Source organism: Rurimicrobium arvi (assembly GCF_039540495.1).
GTDB lineage: Bacteria > Bacteroidota > Bacteroidia > Chitinophagales > Chitinophagaceae > Rurimicrobium > Rurimicrobium arvi.
In genome coordinates, this window is record NZ_BAABEZ010000002.1 from 230,673 (window position 1) to 251,207 (window position 20,535).

Here is a 20,535-nt window from a genome sequence, read left to right on the forward strand (position 1 = left end):
CGATATTACTAACCCTACTATCAGATTCGGCCTTTTCACCTGATAAAGATAAAAGTTCTGTTATATTTTGCGACCAGACCTTTGTAAAGCAGGCAAAAGAGACGGTAAGGCAGGCACTTTTCAAGTGTACCGGTGATCATTTTCAGATAGCCGGCCGAAGAAGCAGGGCTAAAGGAGGATATCGGTAAGCCGGGAAACCTATATCTGAGTGACCATTTACTTTACGCCGTAGTGGGTCTTACCTTTCTCTCCACAATTCTGCTGACCTGCCTTGGGCAGTTGCGTTTCCGGTTTTTCAAAGTGACTATAATTAAAAAGAAAACCGTAGCAGAGTAAGGCCGGGTACGGGTTTCCGGAATGTTGAGAGGATAATTTTTTTCGGTTTGGTCAAATCTTTGCAAAGTGCTGTTAATGCTGTGTTTCAAAGTAAAGGCCTGCCTGAAAAATTATACAAGTCGTTCGACATTTTGTCCGGGAAGTCCACAAAAAATACTCCCCCGATATTGTTCCGGCAATATCGGGGGATTCTGTTTCCGGTAGCAACTGATTCCGGCCATATGGTTTACATTAACCCAGCTGGCCTGCAGCCCATAACAGTCCCACATATGATTTCTGAAGTTTCATTTTCAGCTCAAGTAACTTCAACGACGTTTCCAGCATTTTGTTTTCTCTTGAGTTGAGTATAAACAGAGAGCTTTCTCCGTTTCGGAAACGGAACTGCTCTCCATGAAACAGCTTCTGGTTGTTGCGGTAGACTTCAGTGTATATGTCTATTTGCCGCTGCAGCGCTAATACTTCATTGTAGTAACTACGCACCTTGTTTTCTATCTGTAATAGCTGATTACTCTGCTCCAATTCCGTCTCTGCAATCTTCAGTTTTGCCATTCTGTAGCCACCTATCGCATCACGGTAGAAAAGCGGGATATTCAGTGTTGCGCCTATTTTATGGTTGTTTTCCAGGAAGGTCTGTGTGGGTGTGAAATCTGTGGTGTATCCTTTGTTCAACATGTTTGCACTCAGCGACAGTTTTGGTATGAAGTATTGTTGTTTCAGTTTTTTGTCTACTTCAAGTATGCTGATCTTCGAAGAAAGCGCGTCTATTTTCGGGTGACTGGTTGCAAGCGACAGCAGGTTGTTGAGTGAAGGAGTGGTCCATTCCTGCAGTTCGCTGGTATCCGGAATAATTGACTCATTCCAGTAAACCGGGATATTGTCCTCTGTCCAGAGATAGTTGGATAATGAAAGACCTGCATTCAGGTAGGCCAATTTTGCATTCTCCTGCTGCACGTAAAAGGTCTGGAGTTGAGCGAGTGCTTCCGTGGTGTCAATTGCGGGTCTGCTGCCTTGTTCATATTCCGTTCTCGTAAATGATAAGCGCGCTTCGTTAACGGCGATCACCTCGCTGATGATCCTGTAATTTCTGTACTCCCTTACCCAGTTCCAGTAACTGCTGAAGGCATCATACATCACGTCGTTGATGATGAGCCGCCGTTCGGCTTCAGACTGCTCTTTGAACAGCCTGGCCTGTTGCAGTGCTGCACGCCGGCCATCATATAAAAGGCTGTTGGAAGAAAATTTAATGCCCACATAGCTTGTTTTGCCGAGGGTAGCTTCGCTTGTTACCCTGTCTCCGATCACTTCTTCCACTCCTGCTTTAATGTCTATACCATACCAGGTGGGTATAGTTATCTGCGGATTAAAATAACTGTAGTAGAGTTTTCCGTCGAAGGTTTTTCGATCCAGTCTTCCTTCTGCTACAGGGTCGAATACACCTCTTGTTTTCAGTATGTCTGCTTTGGCTTTCTGTACTCCGATTCCGGCTTGTCTTACGGTAGGATGGTATGTTTTTACGATACTTACAAATTCGTCTTTCGAAAGATGACGCAATGTATCGGTAGCCTTCGAACGGACACTGCAGCACGCGATGAAGGTGTACAGCAGCAGCAGTCTATTTCTTAACCTTTTCATACTCCTTAGTGTTGGGTTTGTAATAGTCCGGCGGGAAACCGTTGATATTCCTCCATAATTCATACCAGATGGGCACGTCTTTAAGTAATGCGATACCCTGCGCCCCGGCACCCATGCGCAGATTTTCGGGCCACGGTTTGTATGCCGCATTTTCCCCGACAAGAATTCTGAACAGACCGTTGACGCCCACGCGGTTTTCAATTGCCTTTATCTTACCGCTGAATGTGCCGTAGGACGCCTGCGGCCATCCGCTGAACACAATGGCCGGGTAACCGTCAAACAAAAATCTGACCTCGCTTCCCACCGACAATAAAGGGAGATCCACCGGGCGCACGTACAGCTCAACGGCGTAATCTATTTCGTCCGGAACGATCTCTGCGATTTTTTCGCCCTCCTTCAATATTTCATTAATCCCCGCTTTGCTTGCCTGTACCACCTGTCCGCTTTGCGGAGCGATCAGGTAATACAGTCCATTGCGTATTTTATAGTTCGCGTATTGATTTTCCAGCTTCGCGACTTCGGCACTCCCTGCCGCGACATCACTCTGTGCGGCAGCTCTTTCCCCCTGCGCCTTAAACATCTTTTCAGCATACTCTTGCGTCACCTGGTTCAGTTCAATGCGGGTATTCATGAGTTTTACCTCTGCACCGGTTTTTTTGGCAAGCGCGGACTGGTAATACTGGTTGCGTTGTTCCAGCTGTACCATTGAAGCAAGTCCGCTGTCACGCATGATGCGTTGCCGCCTGTACTGTTCTTCCGCGATTTTCATATCATTTGTAGCCGCGATCACTTCCATGCTGTCGCTGATCACCTTCATGGAAAGCTGCCTGAGCTTCAGCTGCAAGGCCTGCTGCATGGCGTTCAGCTGAGCATCCGTAGCGGCCACTTTGGTATTGTAGAATCCGATGCTGGCTTTTTTTGCATTGATCTGCTGCTCGGTTCGTTTCAATAGTTCCGGATCGAGATAGGCATCTTTTACTTCTCCCAGTTGGGCGATCGTATCTCCCGTATTTACGTGATCGCCCTCTTTTACATACCATTTGACGATACGGCCTGAAATAATGGAATTCAGTTCCTGCGGGCGATGTTCCTGTTTCAGCGTGGTGATGTATCCTTTACTGCGTATATTCTGTGTCCAGGGAAGGAATAGCAGTACCACAAGCATTAAAAGGATAATGTAAAACCAGTATTTCACACGACTTTGTTTGTCGGACCGGTAAATAGTATCGAAGGCTTTAAATCCGATACCGGGATGCTGAGACGCTAATGTTTCTTTTATTTCCTTCATCTGTCTTTGTTTTGTATGGTTGTCAATGCACCGTTATCAATGAAAAACAGCTGATCACATGTTGTCGCGAATGTATTATCGCTGGTTACGACAATAGCAGTTGTGTCCTTCAGTTCGTTCATGATATAGTTTTGTACGGAAGCGGCATATTCGTCTTCCAGCCCCATCCAGGGCTCTTCCAGTAACAACAGCGCAGGGTGACCGATCAACGCTCTGCACAGCAGGATCTTTTTAATCACGCGGTAAGAAAGGTGCTGGCCCAATGGCAGCAGTTCGGTCGCATATCCGTCCTTTAACGTGTCTATATATGGCTTAAGGCCGGTAACCGCTGCAATTTTATCCAGCTGCTTATGCGGGATGGAAGTATCGCCAAGACAGATATTTTCCTCCAGCGTTCCTTTGAATATCTCCTGTATGTTCAGGAGGATGCCGACGCGGGACCGGAGCGTGTTCACATCGTAATTGTGGATGGACACATCGTTGATGCTCAGGATGCCTTCGAAATCTTTATAGCTGCCGCTGATCACTTTCAGTAAAGAAGATTTTCCGGAACTGTAAGCGCCCTGCAGACACACCTTTTCGCCGGATTTTATCGTGAAGTTCAGGTTTTTTAATATCCTGTTATCGTCCGTGTATCCAAAGCTGAGATTCTGTGCTTTTATCGTAAACCCTTTCTGATCCGTTATGTCCAATCTGCCGTTTTGCTCCAGCGGTTTCTCCGTCACTTTGGTGATCTTTTCTACAGATGTAAGCACGTCGTAAACATTATCCAGATTGACGATCAGTTTTTCTACGGAGTCAATGATCATAAGAATGACGATTTCGGCAGCGATAAACTGACCTATGTTCAGTTGCTGATTCACGAGCAGGAATGCACCTACAATCAGCATTGCCGCCGTGATCACTACTTTGAATGCGATCAGTGTCCAGTATTGAAACAATAATATACGGAAGTGCGCCGTACGGGATTTCAGATAGCCTGTAACATGCTTGTCTGCTTTTCTTACGGGCAGCTCTGTATCCCGGCTGAACTTATAGGTCCGGACCACGCGCGATATTTCCTGCAGATGCGCCGCTACCTTGTACTTATAATCACTTTCCTGCACGCTTGTTTGCAGTCCGCGACTGCCCGTGATTCTTAACGTGATATAGACGATCAGCAGTAGCAGTATGCCGAAGAAAATAAACACCGGGTGGTAGAAGGAAAGCAATATCAGTCCGAACAGTATCTGTATGGTTGCCGCAGGAACGTCCAGCAGTAATTTTGCGATGCCTTTCTGAAGAGTGATGGTGTCGAAAAACCGGTTCGTAAGTTCAGGAAGGTAATAGTTGTCTACGTCTCTTAAGTTGAGCTTCGGGATATTATGGGCATACTGAAAGGAATAGCGTACGAACAGTTGCTGCTGGATCTTCTCGATGAGCTTCATCTGATTTACTTTCAGCAGACCGGCAGCGAGCACGCCGACGATCACAACAATGATCAGAATGACGATAGATGTGGAAATAGCCCCACCCAGCACAAAGCTGATGATGGACTGAATTCCGAGGGGCAGCGACAGCTGGATGATACCTGCCAGAATCGCGTAGATATATATGGAGTATATCTCCGCCTTTTCGAATTTCAGCAGGTTCAGAAACTTTACGATGATGTTGGCCGGATTCTTTTGCATGTGATGATTTGTAAAGCAAACATAATACTTTCGCTTCTAAATAATAGTATTACTATCTTAAGGAACTGTTATGCTATCATATGCGCAGCCTATATTATAATAGATAAGTCGCATATGTGCGACTGCAAACAAAAAAGCAGCCTGCATTGCTGCAAGCTGCTTCTGCTTTAAATCCCGGGGTGGAGGGGATGTTATTGAAAGAGGCGCAATCGTATTGCTTTGGCCACTGCTTCGGTACCGCAGTTCACATGCAGTTTCGTGTAAATGTTTTTTATATGGGTGCGGGTAGTATCGATACTGATGGCACATTCGGCGGATATTCTTTTGTAGGTATAACCTTTGGTAAGCATCAGCAGAATCTCTTTTTCTCTCGGGCTGAGGTCCACCATTTCGCGTTCGCCTGTTTTTTCGGGTTTGCGAAATGATTCCAGCACTTTTTTGGCTACACCCGGAGACATGGGCGCTCCGCCGCTTTGCACATCTTTGATGGCACTGTACAGGTCCATAGGACTGGCGGTTTTCAACAGATAACCATCTGCGCCGGCCGCTAGGGAATTGAATATCTTATCATCGTCGTCGAATACCGTGTGCATGAGCACATGCGTGTCGGGACTGATTTCTTTTACGAGGGATACGGCTTCTATCCCGTTCATTCCGGGCATGTCAATATCCATCAGCACGACGTCGGGTTCATAAAACCGGGTATCCTGCTTTACATCCAGACAGTTGGGCAATGCATTCAGCAAAGTAATGTCGCTCATGCCGGAAAGCAGGAGCTTCAGCGATTTGCGTAATTTCTCATTGTCTTCGTAGATGAGGAGTCGTACCATACAAAGTGTAAAGCTAAGCCGCCGTTTGGTTTTATGCACTCACATCATTCGGTTTTACATCCGGAGCATAAACCGGATCCGGGTTCCTGCTCCGGGTTTACTGATGATCGCGAGCAGGGCACCCGCTTCCTGAGCGCGTTTGCGCATGTTGATAATGCCGTTCCCCGGAGTGATACTATCAATGTCGAACCCCGAACCGTCGTCACTGATCTGCATGATGAACAGTTCGTCTTCGACAGAGACCGAAATGTCTGCGTGTCCGGCTCCTGCATATTTTACAAGATTGTTCACTGCCTCTTTGAAGATCAGGTATACATGCTGCCTGCGGTTCATAGGGAACGCAATATTGCTGATGTCTTCCGGCAGCCTGAATTGATAGCTGATATTTTTGGCCTCAAACAGTTCGGAAGCGTAACGTTGCATCCGGGCAAACATGATATCAAGCGTATCGTTTTTGGGACTGATGCTCCATACGATATCACTCAACGATTCGGTGACGTGTTTACTTTCATCCTGTATTGTATCCAGGAACTGCCGGCGTTTCTGTTCGGAAACAAGGTCGCTGTTCGCCATGTTTGCCAGAATACTGATGCTGGATACCGTTGCTCCGATGTCGTCATGAAGATCTTTGGAAATGGATTGGCGTATTTGTTGTATCGCAAGCAACTGGTCGATCCGGTAACGGTAGATGGCGTACAGCATGCCGGTACATGCGCCGGTACACAGCAGTATGAACCACCAGCGTGTATAGAAAGGGCTGTCTATCGAAAAGCTGAATACCGCTTCCTTTGCAGACCACAGGCCGTCCGGCGCCAGTGCTTTCACATGAAAAATATATTTCCCCGGGGGCAGATGTGAATACGTAACCATGTGCTCCGGTGACGGTGTGCTCCATTGTTTATCGATCCCTTCCAGCATATATGCATAGCGGATGAGATTTTCGTCCTTAAAATAGATGCCCGTAAAGGAAAAACGCAGGTTATCCTCCTCGGGATGCAGTTCCGGCAGTTCGAGATACAGCAAATTCCGGCGTGTAATTTCATTTATCCGCAGATCTGTGATGTATACCTCCGGCCTGTATGCGTCTTCTTCTTCCTGAAGACCTATTATTCCTGCGCATCCTGTGGAACCCACCATCAGTCCGGCACGGAATGGCGTAACAAAAAATATGTTCTTCCCGCAAAGCCTGCCGCCAAAGCGGTCTCTTTTCACTTCAAATTTGTTTTTGTCTTCGGTCACTTCGTCCAGTCCGGCAGACGTTGCCACCCATATATGCCCTTTTGCGTCCTCACTGATGTCGTTGAAGATTTCGGAGGAGAATGCCGAAAGGCCGGGGACGGAGGCGTGGTGTATACTTCCGTCCGGATTCAGGTGCAGGATCACGGCTCCGCATTGCACACCGTAACACCAGATACGATTCCTGCTGTCGCGAAACAGGCTGTTCACAGGCTTGCCGTTCAGGATCGAAGTGTCTTCTTCCAGTGTTTGCAGCCGGAAGGAATCTGCTCCGGCATTAAGCGGCAGTATTTTGTACCTCACCAGTTTACGGTTGTCGAGCAATGCCCAGAAGCTTTGCGAATTGATGCTGCATAACGAGTTGACCGGTAAACTGTCGGTGCGGACCACAGGATAGAAATGCTTATCGCGATATACCTTCATTCCCTTATCTGTGCTGATTAGGCAGGCGTTTCCGGGGAGGGAAATCATCCCGCGCCTGCCGAATATTTCATTAGGTCCGCCGGGGAGTTTGCTCACTGCAATGGAATCTGTAAGCTGCTCACCATTGAATTTAAAGCTGAGGGTATATACTTTAAAGTTTCCGGCTGGCAGCGGTACACTTTTACTTACCCACAAATACCCGTCCGGACTTTTGTCGAGAATATGGCTCCGGTAACCGATACCGCTGTGAAAACCTTTCAGTCTTTGCAGCTGTGATCCGCGCAAACAATAGATGTCCATCACATTGCTCAGCAACATCGTGGAATCGTCCCAGTGCAGGGAGCTTTTCACACTCTGAAAATCCACCTGCGAAAAATCGAAACTCATGAACTGGTGATCGGGGAGCTTACTGATACCGTTCTCCGTGCCGATCCAGATATTGTTTTCCCGGTCGCAGAAAATATTCCAGGTGTTCTGACTGATGAGACCGTTGCGGATCGTATAGTGATCCAGATTCCGGCCGGAAGCATCGCATTTGTAGATGCCATCGTAAACGGTCGATAGCCAGACATGATTTGTGTTGTCGAATGCAATGGCGGTCACTTCCTGGTTTTTGTTGAATACCGGTTCTATTGCAGCATCTGACAGTTGGCTGCGTTGCTGCGGGGATATGCGGAATACACCGCGGAAACTGGCTATATAGATATACCCATCCCTGCTTTCTCGTACGCAATTGATATAGGCGTTCCCGAGCGCCTTCAGTTTTCTCGCTGCTGCAGGATCGTTTTCCGGAAATACAATGAGGCCGCTTCCGGACATCAGCCATATAATTCCCTTACTGTCGCGGAACATGTCTACAAACGAATTGTTGCTGGCGATTGCGGGTAAATGCAATACCTGAGCATTGCCTTTTTCATCCATTTTTACGACGCCATTTTGCCATTCATTAAACAGAAAGCTGCGGTCGCTTAGCGCTGCCGTTCCGCTGATGTTCAATGGCTTCAGGTTTTTAGGGCAGATAAACTGTACGGAGTCTCCGAGGCAAAGTGCGAGACCGATCCCATCCATAGCGAAAAGCACTTTATCCCCTATCCTCACGCTGTAGCGTGCGAAGTAGTGTTTTACAGCGGGCGCTGGAAAATGCTTGAATGTGCGCCCGTCGTAGCGATTGATACCAAGGTCGGTACCGATCCATATATAGCCTTTGCCATCCTGGTTGATAGTGTGGGTGCGGTTATGCACCATTCCCTGTGCAGTGGAGTAGTTGACAAAGGGGAGTCTTTGTGCACGTACGCCTGCCGCTGCCGTAAGCAGTAGCGCCAGCATCCATATTATCCGGTGTGACAATGATTTCACACTTAAAAATAATAGCCTGTCGCGAATAATTCATCACTCACCAAATGATGTGATTGTTCAATTTCCGGCCTCATACCAATTTTACAATACCAATAATGCTTCAGCAATCATGAGGTGTAATCTCCGCAAAGCCGCTATTTTAAAGGTGTTTCTGTTATCACTGGTCCCTGCAACGGGTTCGGGGCAGGATTTTTCCGATGGATTTTCTAATAAAAAAGCCATCACATATTCCGGGGTTTTGGATATCAGGGGTATCGGTTATGCTGTTTCGGGGATAGAGCCCCGGAGGAGTCCTTTGTCCTATATTATTTCCGGTAATGCCACTGTTACCGTAAAAGGACTCGCATTGCCGTTTTCTTTCCAGTTTTCCGAACAGCAACGCGATTTTCGTCAGCCTTTTAATCAGTTCGGTGTTTCTCCGACTTACAAATGGATCCGCGTACACCTCGGCTATCGTTCATTGTCCTATAGTCGTTATACGCTGGATGGTCATCAGTTCCTGGGAGCCGGTATCGACCTCACGCCCGGTAAATTCCGCTTTTCGGCGATGTGGGGACGTTTTCTCAAAGCCGTACAGGAAGACACCACCAAACAACAGCAGCAGCATAATAACAACTTCCCTTATGCAGCCTACGACAGATACGGGTATGGTATTAAGCTGGGATACGGCACTCCGGCCAATTTCTTCGACTTGTCGTTTTTTAAGGCGAAGGACAGGGAAAGCAGTGTCAGGAACAATCCTGTGGAACAATATGTGCAACCGGGAGAAAATGCCGGCATCGGTTTGCGCACACATCTGAGCTTCCTCAAACGCCTTACATTGGATGTGGATGCGGGTGTAAGTGCTTATACAAGGGATACACGGGCCGACCTGGTGTCTGCGGAGGAGACGCCCCTGGTCAATTTCGCCAAAGGTATTCTTACACCAAGGGTTTCCACAAGTATTTATTATGCGGGAGATGCTACGTTACAGTACCGCGACCGGCAATTCGGCCTGGCACTTAAGTATGGTTACATATTGCCTGATTATAAGACGATGGGTATGTACTATATGCAGACCGACGTCGAGCGTGTGACCCTGATCCCTTCGTTCAACAATAAGAAAAATACGTTTCAGGTACGCGCAAGCGTCGGAAAGGAGCATGATAACCTGCAGCGAAAAAAACTCGCACGTACCGACAGGCTGGTCGGATCGTTCAATTGCAATGTCAGTCCGAAGCCGCATTACGGGATCTCGTTGAGCTATTCGAATTACGGGATCACCCAGAAGCCGGGATTGAAAAGCCTTTCGGATACCACCCGCCTGGATCAGGTGACACATAGCATTGTCGCTACTCCACGCTATACATGGCAACGAAGCAGTTCCATTCACACGTTTGTATTTGTGTTCTGCGATCAGACCCTGAACGATAACAACAAACTGAACACCCAGCATTTCAATATGACCACGGTCAACAATACGCTCAGCTATAGTGTTTTTCTTAACGGCAGCGGAGTGGGTATCAATGCTTCTGCTTATAAAGTGAATACAAAAGTGTCTGTGGGTGTCACCACCAGTACAGGCGGCACGCTGGGGCTTAGTAAAAATCTGCTGAAGAACAGGCTTTCCTCCGCTGCCGGCGTCAACTACTCGATCAACACCTTTGCCGGTGCAAACGACGGGAGTACCCTGCAACTGAATACGAACCATGTGCTCGCTGCCGGCCGGAGAAACCGTTTCCGTGCTGACCTTGTTTACACCCTGAATAACAGTAAGAGCGGCGCACTCAACCGCAGTTTCCATGAATTACTTGTGACCATAGGATACAGTTACCAATTTTAATAACAGTGCACAACAGGACCGATATGAAAACGAACCAGGCATTTCTACAGAGACTGCTCATTGCATTGCTGCTTTGTTGCGGTAACGCAGTTTGGGCGCAATCGCTTACGTTGAGCCTCAGCGTTGCTCCGCCTTATTCTCCCTACCTGAATGATTATGTCACTTATGGCAATAAAGCACTGCTCACGGTAGTGAACAGTAGCGGCGGACCGGTAAGCTTTTACCTGAAAGCCAGAATCACAGGTGATAATGGCATCAACGGCTCTACACGCCCGGGCTTCAAACCTGCAAGTCCGATGGTGATATCAATGCCCAGTGCAATTTTTAAAGGGCTCGATTTCGAAGGATATTTCAGCCAGAATAATTTCAGCCTTACCGGTACTACAATAGACAATGTTGTAACGGGAGCCGGCCTGCCCGAAGGGAACTACCAGATCTGCGTGCAGGCGTTCGACTGGAACACAAATGCAGAAGTTTCGGCGGAAGTATGCGCCAGTATCAATATTGTGTATGCAGAAGCTCCTGTTGCAATCAGCCCTGGTTGTGGCACTACCTACCCGGATAACCCCGCTCAGGCCGTTCCTTTTGCATGGACGCCTCCGCCGGGTATACCCGGTGTGCAATATATATTGCGCATGACGCCGGTATGGCGTAACGGTGATCCGAACAATGCCATCAATACGATTACCGAGCCCCCCTTCTTTCAGACCTTCGGTGTGCTGAATGTTCCCAGCTACACCTACAGATTATCCGATCCGAAGCTTACAAAGGGGACACTGTACGCCTGGCAGGTAACGGCAATCGACCCCAGTGGAAAATACCTGATCCGCAATAACGGCCGGAGTCCGGTATGCACATTCCGTTACGGCGATACCGATGTTACTGTTCCCGCTTCTTACCCGGACACCCTGATCATCACAAATCCGCTTTGCCGTTTATATAAAGACGCGAATGGCGTCAGCCGCATAGACAGCAATGTCACAGAGGCTCAGGGTAATAAGCTGTTTTATTCTTCAGAGAAAGATCTCGGACTGAGCTGGATATGGAATACACAGGATATTCCGGCAAACGGCATTCCCGAAAAAAAGAAAGTTGCCAATGGCGCTGCGATCACCGCTTATAAAGTCATTTTCACACCGTTGAATCTTTCCGGTGAAGGCAGAGTCGCTGTAAAAGGTGATAAGACAGTTACAAAAGAATTGATCACCGACCAGTTTGTCAATATCAGCGCGGCGCAGGCAGATGTTATGGGACTGAAAGCCGACCATTGGTATATGGTAACCGTTCAGGCTATAGGTGTGGGAGGCAGCGGCCCTACCGGTGTGCGCATTTTGGCAGAAGCGAAAAGTTGCGAAGTGCGGATCATCAGATCTGCCGATTCGGTGAAGCAGATAAAATTTACCGGAACCCTTGCTTACAACCTGGAAGACGGCGGAAGTCTTTACCCAGCAAATAATGTGAAACTGGCGTTCCGGCTGGCAGCCTCCGGGGAAAAGTCAAAATCGTCTGTTACTGCAGATAGCTATGGAGCCGAGCCTTCTTATCCCTGCAGCACCGATGCCCAGGGCAACTTCAGCGTATGGATACCGGTTCCCAAAGAAAAGGAGAGTAATAAGTACGTCAGCATCAGTATATTAAATCCTTATTACCGGTCGATGGATTCCTGTCTCTCCGTTACGCTGTCCACGACTGCCGCAAATGGCGCGGTTGCAAAGCTGAAAGACAGTATTGAACTCGGACAGGTAAAGGTGGAGGCACTTACCTATTCGCTGAAAGTGAAGGTAGGAAAAGGGTTTCCGAAATTCTATTATGACACGCTCAGTAAAGAAGTGTCGGTGCAGAACGATCAGTACGTAATCGACACGACCACCATTAAGCCGCGCGTGCGTGTGAAAGCCGGCATTCCGGTAGTTATCTATCGCTATGCAAAGTCTTCAGATATGCCACTCCGGGAAGGTGACTATACGGTGCAGGCAACAGTACGCGGAAAGACAATGATGAAGGTTGCGGAAGCGGTGACAAGTATTGAAAATGCCGGAGCATCCGACGAACAGACGGTGGTGAATTTTAAACGCCTGCTCTGTAACATGCGCGATGATGATGAATATTATATAAAGGCGATCCTGCCCAACGACAGCACGCAAAGAGGTGCGGCCAAAAATCCGTTTCAGGTTGCGTCCACCAAAACGACAGACGTATATGCGCTTACTGCAGACGGCGATCTGGATGCTTTTCTGGAAGCCCCTGAGCAGATATTCCGCTTTAAGCCTACTGCATTTCAACTCCAGCAATTTAAAAACCGGTTTACACAGAATACCGGTTACAATCTGATCAGCACGCTGCCTCCCATGAGCACGGTGAGTGGGAAAATGGTATACACATGGCCCGGATATAATGTACAGCGCCCTCTTACAAATGCAAAGTTCGTCGTGCGCATGATCTACACATTTAACGGCAAAGAAGGATTTCCCGAAGCAGCCCAACCCGATGGCAGTAAATACTGTTTTGCGAAGTCGCAGGTGGAGTTGAACGGAAAGCCCGGCGACGGCGTAATACAGGAGAATGAGGAGATCATCTCTTCAGACATGGATGGTGTGGTGCTCGGTACCGGTACTACAGATGCCCAGGGAAATTTTAAAATCAATTTTATCAACTACGACAAAAAAGGCACGATCTCGACAAATGGTCATCAGGTAACGGCGATGTATCCCTGTCCGCCGGAAGAAAAAGTGGATGGTAAAAACAAGGTCATAGATCCGGTTTCCCAGAAGGTGCTTGGCTACGACGACGATTGGAGTTTTGGTGCGAACTGGAAGGATATGTACAATAGCGCCCAACACGGAGACGATGTAAGCAATGGCATGAACAAAGGAAAGGGATACTCCGGCAGCACGCAATTTATTTCTGAGCATGGGGTAAGCGCAACGGCTACCGGAAATGCAACCACTAAGACCGCCAATAGCAGCTTAGGTAAAGGAGGTGTGGAGATCGGCGGTAAGACCATGAACAAAAGTTACGGAGCAAATTATACAGGCGCCCGTGAAGAGCAGGATCGCTATGCTTTTGAAATGCCTGGTCTGCACGGGCCAATGCCCGGTGTGAATCCGGTTGTGAAAAACACAGCGAATACGGTTGTTGCTGATGGTAATATTGCCGTCGGCAGGATGCTTGTTGTGGAGCTGGTGGGGCCGCATACCTCTTTCTATGGAGAGCGGATGGATGGTGGTAATCTGGATCAGGGAGGTCACTTCATCATGCAGGCGTTCGACAAAGGCGATTTAGGTACGCTTACCACGCAGGTGAAGAACTGGAAAGGGCAGACGAAAGTCGTATTCCAGAAACAGAATGATAAAGGTAAATGGGAAACGGTAAGCAAGCCTGATGCCAGCGGTGTCAGGATGACTATATACCGGCCCGCAGGAACAAAGCCCGCATTGACCCCCTTAGGAGAGGGTACTGCGAATCATCCATCCAAAGTGTTGCTTCAGTCATCTGTAGCGGGAGCCATAACCGGCGATCCGGTGGAATGGGTGATCGATACCTCGTTAAGCATGAATGCCGACGGATCGTTCGTGGTCGGCGATGTACATGGTATTGCGGTTGCTGCAAAAAATAAAATACAGATTGCATCCAACCCCGAAGCAGATCTCGCTACTCAGTTCGAACCTGTAGAAGGCGCAACGCTTGGCGGAACCTATTACCTGAAACTGAAGGAGGGGAAAATCATCGGTCGTGTTACCGAGGCCGGAACGGACAAAGGTATCCAGAGCTATGTGAATATCTATTGCTCAGGATGCCAGAAGGGTGCTGTCAACGGCATAGATCTGGGTTTTTCTGTTGCCACCGATGCGCAGGGATATTTCGAGTATAAGAACGGAATGGTGGTGAACGGACGCAGCTATTCCTGGGATGCCAACAGCGATCAGAACAAACCGGTTATCACCTGTTACGCATTCAAAGCGGGATACGGAAACAAGAACAGCGTTACGCTGCCTGTCCCTTCGCTGGGTCAGCAACGACGGTACAACCTGCAATTAAGTCCCGGTTGCAAAATCAGCGGAACGGTACGGGGTGAAGACGGCAATGCGATCAGCGCGTATATTATGCGTTTACCCGATACCACGCTGGTGCCTACTCCCAAAAATGGAACACCGTTCGAGGTATATGCTCCTTCGGGTTCCGGCATACAATTGAAGATTATTCCGCAGGATCCGGCTTACTTCGATACGCTTATTTCCGTAAAAACCCCGGATAGCGGTCCGTTGGATCTGAAGCATATCGACCTGCCGAAACGTCTGCACCGCATGCAGTTTGACATCACACTTACCAACGCAGACGGTGTTATAAAGTTGGGTAAAGAGATGGAAGCCGGGCTCGTTAAAATTGCTATCAATGCCGATCAGCAACTTACAAAAGTAAATACGCTCAACAATCCCTCTCTCGCGTTCTCGTTTGCGAACGTTTCCGTAAATAACTATACCGTAATGGTCACCGATGCGAAAGGTCGCGGCTACATTCCGCAGGTGCTGCACCTGACCAATAAGGAAAGCCGGAACATGCAGGTGTATAAGATTACGCTGCGTATGGGTGATTCGCTCACCGGAAAGGTTACACGTATCGGCGATTTTGCCGTTCAGAACGCAAGGGTATATTTAGATCAGAGTAACGGCAGCAGTCAGACGGATCCGAAGGATACAGCCTGGAATGCCATGGAGACCACCACGGATGCGAACGGACGCTATGTGCTCAGAGGTATTCCGCGATTACCTAAAGTACGTGTGCATGCAACGGTTCAGGGATACGGTGTACTCATCGACGGAGGGGATACAACACTCTCGATAAAAGGCGGAGGCGCGGTTGCGAACTTCTTCCTGAAGGATGTTTGTCAGGCAGATATCAGCAATGTTTACGGATTCCCCTTTGCGGTTGAATCCGCGAAGCCGGCGGGGACCAATAAATATAAGATTACCGGCGTGCTGAACCTGTCGGCCAATAAGACCAGGCTATCCTGGCTAGACAACAAGACGAAGGTGCGTATAGAAGATGTGGTGTTTGTACAGCAATCGGTGAATGGCAAAAATGTACTCCTGCCTGAAACACCTGATCTGAAGCTTTCGGAAACCAATCTCAAGATGAAACTGGCAGGCCGTTACAATCTTTCTATCAGCGGTCTTATGGCCACATCGGTGATCATCGTCAATGGTAAGCCGGTGCAGACAGGTGGTACGCAACCATTGCTCCTGTCGAAAGACGGAAGCGGCGGAACCGTTTTTGCGAATGCGCGCATCGTGGATAATTCATACAATTATCCCAGTACCTATCTCAACTTTGATAAGTCAGGCGAATTCCACCTGGCCACCTGGCAATCGGGTGATCAGAAAATGAAAATGAATGTACCGGTGATCTCCACCCTGAATAAAACAGATCCTTATCAACTTACGAATAAGGATGGAGATTCACTCAGTTTCAGTTTTATCGGATTTGACGCGAAAGCCGGTCCTAAAGCCAGCTATATCGATGATGCGGGAAAGATACACCTCAATGTCAATTTCCGCGGGCAGGCAGGTAACAGTCAGCCAGGTTTCGTGGATGTGCATATCAGGCAGATCATCCTCGACCAGAATAAGATCGATGCGGCAACCTTCACCGATCCGTTGCATCTGAAACTGGAAAACTGGGACCTGGAAGTCAAACAGTGGAGCGTTGATCCTGCGAAAGGCGGATTGTACAGCGAGCGGGCCGTGATACACACGGGTGTGGCAGATATCCCTATGGGACTGTTTAACCTGCGTCATGATCTTTTCGTGTTGCAGCAGCCCAAGCTGGACTCACTTACATTAGGTGGCGGTTTGGTGGCGCTGGTGAATATATCACCGAAGGCTTCGCTTGTGTATGATATGAAGACCGGATCTGACCTCGGCGCACACTGGCGGCTCAGTGTTTCTTCCGAAGGGACGAAGCCTGCCGCTTCCTTCAATCTGAAAACAAAATACGGGAACACAAAGCTCGATCTTGATTATTTTCAGATGATCTCCTACAATAACGAGAATATTATTTCGCTGCGTAAAAGTGCGGAGATTCCGGTAGGTAATAACGGACGCATCCACTATATACCCGACGGTATCGCTACCAATCCTGACTTCTTTGTGCTGCAGGGTACGGCAACATTCGATGTGCCGCGAACGCCTTCAGTAAGTATTGGTATGAAATATACCAGCGAGGGGAATATGCTGAAGCAGGAGATTGCTCCGTTCTCATTCTCATTCGACGGAAAAGGCTATACGCGCTTTACCTCTCCGGCCGGCGGAAAAGCACCCGAGCTCAATGCAGATAAAGGAATGGCTACGTTTTATGGGACAATTGAAGAACCTGGTAAAACAGAAAAGATTCCCTGTATGCTCACCTTCGGTAAGAAAGGCTCATTGGATTCCGCAGGTATGATCTACCTCGTGCCTCCGGATAATATCCTGAAACTTACCAGTAAGAATAACCTGAAACTGGTAAGCACTTATGATGCTAAAAACAAACTCCGCAACGGTATGCGGGTGGAAGGTAAAGACTGGACAAATCTCCGCTTCTCCGGATTTATCAATCCGAGCGACGGAAGCCTTAAGGCAACGGAAGATGTACAGCCCGTGAATTTTGAAGTGCTGGGCGATATCACGGCGAATACCGACAGTATCAAAGTAAGCGATATTAAAACTCCGTTTGGCAACCTGAATATGGTATACGATTTCAAAGAAAGCGTGATGCGTGGCGCCATGCGTATGGACAACGCCGAATTCGGTTCGTATAAATTTACGGGAGATGTGCAGGTGGAGTTTAGCAAGCACGGATTCCTGACTATGGCGGCCGGACAGCTGAATACAGGTGTATTGCTGGCAGAAGGCTTTGGCGTATTCAGTTCCGGATTGGTATTGGGTGTGTATGATAATCTCAGTGACGATATCATCGCGAAGACTGTTCAGTTCAGTAAAGATCCAAAGAGTCTTTGCTGGATCACCGAGAATCGCAGCAATTTCAAAGGCTGTTACTTTACCGGTGGCTATGATATTCTGAATACCTCCAAGAGCTTCGATATCGGAATAGCTGCGGCATATTTCAATGCGGTGCTTGGCGTGGAAAGTTCAATAGGACTCACATTCGGCAATGGAACCAATGGCGTGTTGAATGTGGGAGCGCATGGCATGGTGAAAGCCGGACTCAGTGCTATTACCGGAACTACCATTAAAGGTCAGATAGAAGGTCACCTCACGGCAAAAGCCACTTACAGCAATGCTCCGGGGGCGGGATTCGGTGTGGAAGGAGCGTCGGCACTCGGATTTTCCTGCGAAGCCTGTCAGAGCGTTCCGTTCTTCGACGATATCTGTTTCGATTTTGAAAAGGCCTGTGGTGCGACTTTCGGATTCGGACAGGGTAGCGGGGCCCATTTTGATTTTAAACTGGAAAGCATCGCCGATCTGCATAAGTGCGGCGGAACAAATAAAGCATCCAAATAACGGTAAAAGGATTGGTCATGAAAAAGTATAGCATCATCATATTTTTAGTCCTTCAGTATTGTTTTACGCATGCTTTGCATGCACAGGAGATCAGCGCGTTTGCAGGACCTCAGGGAATATGGGTAAGTTCCGGACGCACTGCTCAGCCCGGTGCACAGGTGCAACGTCGCGAAAGCGGAAAGGAATGGCAGACGATAGGAAATTTCGCGGCTCCCCGTAACAGCACTCAATTTATTGCAGCGTATCATTCAGTGAGTATGGCGGCTGCCCCTCCGGAAACGGTAGCCGATGAATACCTCAACCGTATATGGCAGCGTTTTTCAGCATCCCATGCAATTGATTCGCTAAGCTTCTACCGCGAACACCTGCAGGTACTCGCGGCTGCGGGCGCGGCTTACTTTGACGCGGATGCACAGAAGGGCATCCGGTATGAATACCGGCTTTCTACAGCCGGAATCAGTACGAACGCTGCGGGACCGGTAAGCTATCCTGAGGGGCCTGATCAACGTGCGAAGATTCGTCCGTTGATGATTCAACCTGCGCGCGAAGGGGTATATATTGAATTTGAAATAGAGCAACCGGGCGATATGCAGTCGGCTCATATTTACCGGAGTTATTACCTGCGCAGCAATGCAGAGCATATACATCCGCTCGTCACCTACAGCAGGCGCGGGGACAGGCTGTATGCTGCGTTCACCGATTATACAGCCACGCCGAAAGTGCCTTATGTGTACACACTGGTTCCGGTCGATGCAGCGGGCAATGAAGGAAAAGCTTCAGAGCCTGCAACATTGTTTCACGTCCCGCAATCGTCTATACAGCCCTCGGTAAGACATCTTACGGCTGTTTCCCAGGAGGCAAAACGGGCCATTCATCTGAGTTGGCTGCCTCCGGCCACGGCAGATGTGGTAAGTGTGGAAGTGTACCGCGGTGATCAGTACAGCGGCGCCTATCGCCGGATCGCTTCGCTGTCGCCATCGGATTCGGTTTACGACGATTTTGAGGTGGAGCCGATTACCACTTATTATTATGCCATCGCATTAAATGGTTCCTACGAGCAATCTGTGAATACACCCCGTGTGCCCGGTATTCTGCGTGCAACAGACGCGAATCTTGCACCGCCGAGAAACGTGCACGTACAGCTGGAAGGCAATGTGACTGTAGTTAGTTGGGATACTGCGTCGGAACCTTGCCGTGGTTTTTTCGTTTACCGGGGTGATGGCTACAACGGTCCTATGCAGAAAATTACCACCCTTATCATCAATAGCGGAGTATATCAGTATCGCGATACACTTCCGTACAATAGTCAGCCGCGTATTTACAGTTACGCCCTCAGCGACGAGAATACCAGCTATAATGAAAGTCCGCTCAGCGAACGTTTTTCGGTGCAGAAGGATGGCGGGCAACTGACAATTCCCGATGATATAACAGTGCTTGCTGCGGACGAAGACGCGGTACAGGTTATGTGGCCGGACAACAGGAATACTACGGGGGCAGATGGTTATGTGTTGTTCCGCAGCGAACTCAATACGGATGGGGAGGCAATCGGAAAGGCCAGGCAGATCCGTCTGAAGAACAGCTATTACCTGGATAAAGAGATTGAGACAGGCAAAACGTATGCGTATTCGGTATCTGTAGTCAACGGCGATAAAACCGGTAGTCCGTCTGCTGTGCACCGATATACCCGAACACCTGAAAAGCCGCTTCCGGTAAGTGATATTATGGCTACTGAACAGGACGGCACCGTCGCCATTACCTGGAATCTTCCCATAGGTGTAAGCCTTAAGAAGGTATATCTCTTACGGGGTACTGCAGGGAAATCACCCGAACAGATTGCTGCATTAGGTCCCGCGGAAGCAGCTTATACAGATAAGCAGGTAAAGCGCGGTGAGCGTTATTATTATTCATTCGTAACTGAGTCGGAGAACGGTGTAATGAGCGAGGCCACCACACCCATGAGTATCCGGCTGCAAGAATAAATTTATGAAACAACTGATCGGATTAGTCATTGTACTGTTTTTTTGCCGGACCGGTTTCGCGCAGGATAAGAAAAGTATCGTCGGTACCTGGAAGGTGACGGCTATGGCCTTTGATTTTGACGGAGATGGTCAAAGCGACAGAGACTTGTGGAGACCTTGCCGCGAAGGAAGTACTTTTACGTTCCAGGAAGACGGAAACGGAAATCAGTATAAAGGTGCTAAACCCTGCGGCAATCCTGCGCAGAATCCTGCACCGTTTCATTGGAGCATTGCAGGCGCTGATATGATAAGCATGCAACAGGGAGCTAACTCGGAGCTGGTGCAGATACTGTATGTCGGCAACGGATCGCTGAAGCTGTATTGGAAAAAGAGCAAACTGTTGCTTCAGCTGGAACGTTAGATTTTTTACAATAACTCGTTTTAGAGAAGAGCTCTCCGGAGTTCTGCAGGCCTGACTATTTCAG

9 protein-coding genes are annotated in these 20,535 nt (G+C 48.5%); 4 read left to right on the top strand and 5 right to left on the bottom strand.

What is annotated here, in order from left to right; genetic code table 11:
• Positions 1-567: 567 nt before the first annotated feature.
• From ABD846_RS02645 to ABD846_RS02665, 5 genes are all read right to left on the bottom strand, one after another.
• Positions 568-1,968 (bottom strand): TolC family protein, encoded by a 1,401-nt coding sequence (locus ABD846_RS02645; RefSeq protein WP_344822378.1) that lies wholly within the window; start codon positions 1,966-1,968, stop codon positions 568-570.
• Entirely contained in the window at positions 1,949-3,256 is a 1,308-nt protein-coding gene (locus tag ABD846_RS02650) for an HlyD family secretion protein (RefSeq protein ID WP_344822380.1), read from the bottom strand. The genes ABD846_RS02645 and ABD846_RS02650 overlap by 20 nt, the downstream gene beginning before the upstream one ends.
• Positions 3,253-4,926: a peptidase domain-containing ABC transporter gene (locus ABD846_RS02655; RefSeq protein ID WP_344822382.1), complete on the bottom strand. Its 1,674-nt coding sequence runs from the start codon at positions 4,924-4,926 to the stop codon at positions 3,253-3,255. Before ABD846_RS02655 ends, ABD846_RS02650 begins: the two co-directional genes overlap by 4 nt.
• A 191-nt stretch (positions 4,927-5,117) precedes the next feature.
• Positions 5,118-5,756, bottom strand: a complete 639-nt coding sequence (locus ABD846_RS02660; protein ID WP_344822385.1) for a response regulator — start codon at positions 5,754-5,756, stop codon at positions 5,118-5,120.
• 54 nt (positions 5,757-5,810) lie between these two features.
• Positions 5,811-8,762, bottom strand: a complete 2,952-nt coding sequence (locus ABD846_RS02665; protein ID WP_344822387.1) for a sensor histidine kinase — start codon at positions 8,760-8,762, stop codon at positions 5,811-5,813.
• A gap of 118 nt (positions 8,763-8,880) precedes the next feature.
• On the opposite strand from ABD846_RS02665, the gene ABD846_RS02670 reads away from it, so the two are divergent.
• Genes ABD846_RS02670 through ABD846_RS02685 form a run of 4 tightly spaced genes read left to right on the top strand, consistent with a single transcriptional unit; the run spans position 8,881 to position 20,471 of the window.
• Entirely contained in the window at positions 8,881-10,593 is a 1,713-nt protein-coding gene (locus ABD846_RS02670) for a hypothetical protein (protein ID WP_344822389.1), read from the top strand.
• 23 nt (positions 10,594-10,616) lie between these two features.
• On the top strand, positions 10,617-18,092 hold the full coding sequence (locus ABD846_RS02675; protein ID WP_344822391.1) for a hypothetical protein: 7,476 nt from the start codon (positions 10,617-10,619) through the stop codon (positions 18,090-18,092).
• Positions 18,093-18,109: 17 nt separating this feature from the next.
• Positions 18,110-20,071, top strand: a complete 1,962-nt coding sequence (locus ABD846_RS02680) for a fibronectin type III domain-containing protein (protein WP_344822393.1) — start codon at positions 18,110-18,112, stop codon at positions 20,069-20,071.
• A gap of 4 nt (positions 20,072-20,075) precedes the next feature.
• A complete protein-coding gene (locus ABD846_RS02685) occupies positions 20,076-20,471 on the top strand; it encodes a lipocalin-like domain-containing protein (protein WP_344822395.1) in 396 nt (131 codons plus the stop codon).
• Positions 20,472-20,535: the final 64 nt, after the last annotated feature.

Bases quoted from the DNA above. Each gene is read 5' to 3' on its own strand.
- ABD846_RS02675 (WP_344822391.1), top strand. From the start codon at position 10,617: ATGAAAACGAACCAGGCATTTCTACAGAGACTGCTCATTGCATTGCTG.
- ABD846_RS02650 (WP_344822380.1), bottom strand. From the start codon at position 3,256: ATGAAGGAAATAAAAGAAACATTAGCGTCTCAGCATCCCGGTATCGGA.
- ABD846_RS02655 (WP_344822382.1), bottom strand. From the start codon at position 4,926: ATGCAAAAGAATCCGGCCAACATCATCGTAAAGTTTCTGAACCTGCTG.
- ABD846_RS02645 (WP_344822378.1), bottom strand. From the start codon at position 1,968: ATGAAAAGGTTAAGAAATAGACTGCTGCTGCTGTACACCTTCATCGCG.
- ABD846_RS02685 (WP_344822395.1), top strand. From the start codon at position 20,076: ATGAAACAACTGATCGGATTAGTCATTGTACTGTTTTTTTGCCGGACC.
- ABD846_RS02660 (WP_344822385.1), bottom strand. From the start codon at position 5,756: ATGGTACGACTCCTCATCTACGAAGACAATGAGAAATTACGCAAATCG.
- ABD846_RS02680 (WP_344822393.1), top strand. From the start codon at position 18,110: ATGAAAAAGTATAGCATCATCATATTTTTAGTCCTTCAGTATTGTTTT.
- ABD846_RS02670 (WP_344822389.1), top strand. From the start codon at position 8,881: ATGAGGTGTAATCTCCGCAAAGCCGCTATTTTAAAGGTGTTTCTGTTA.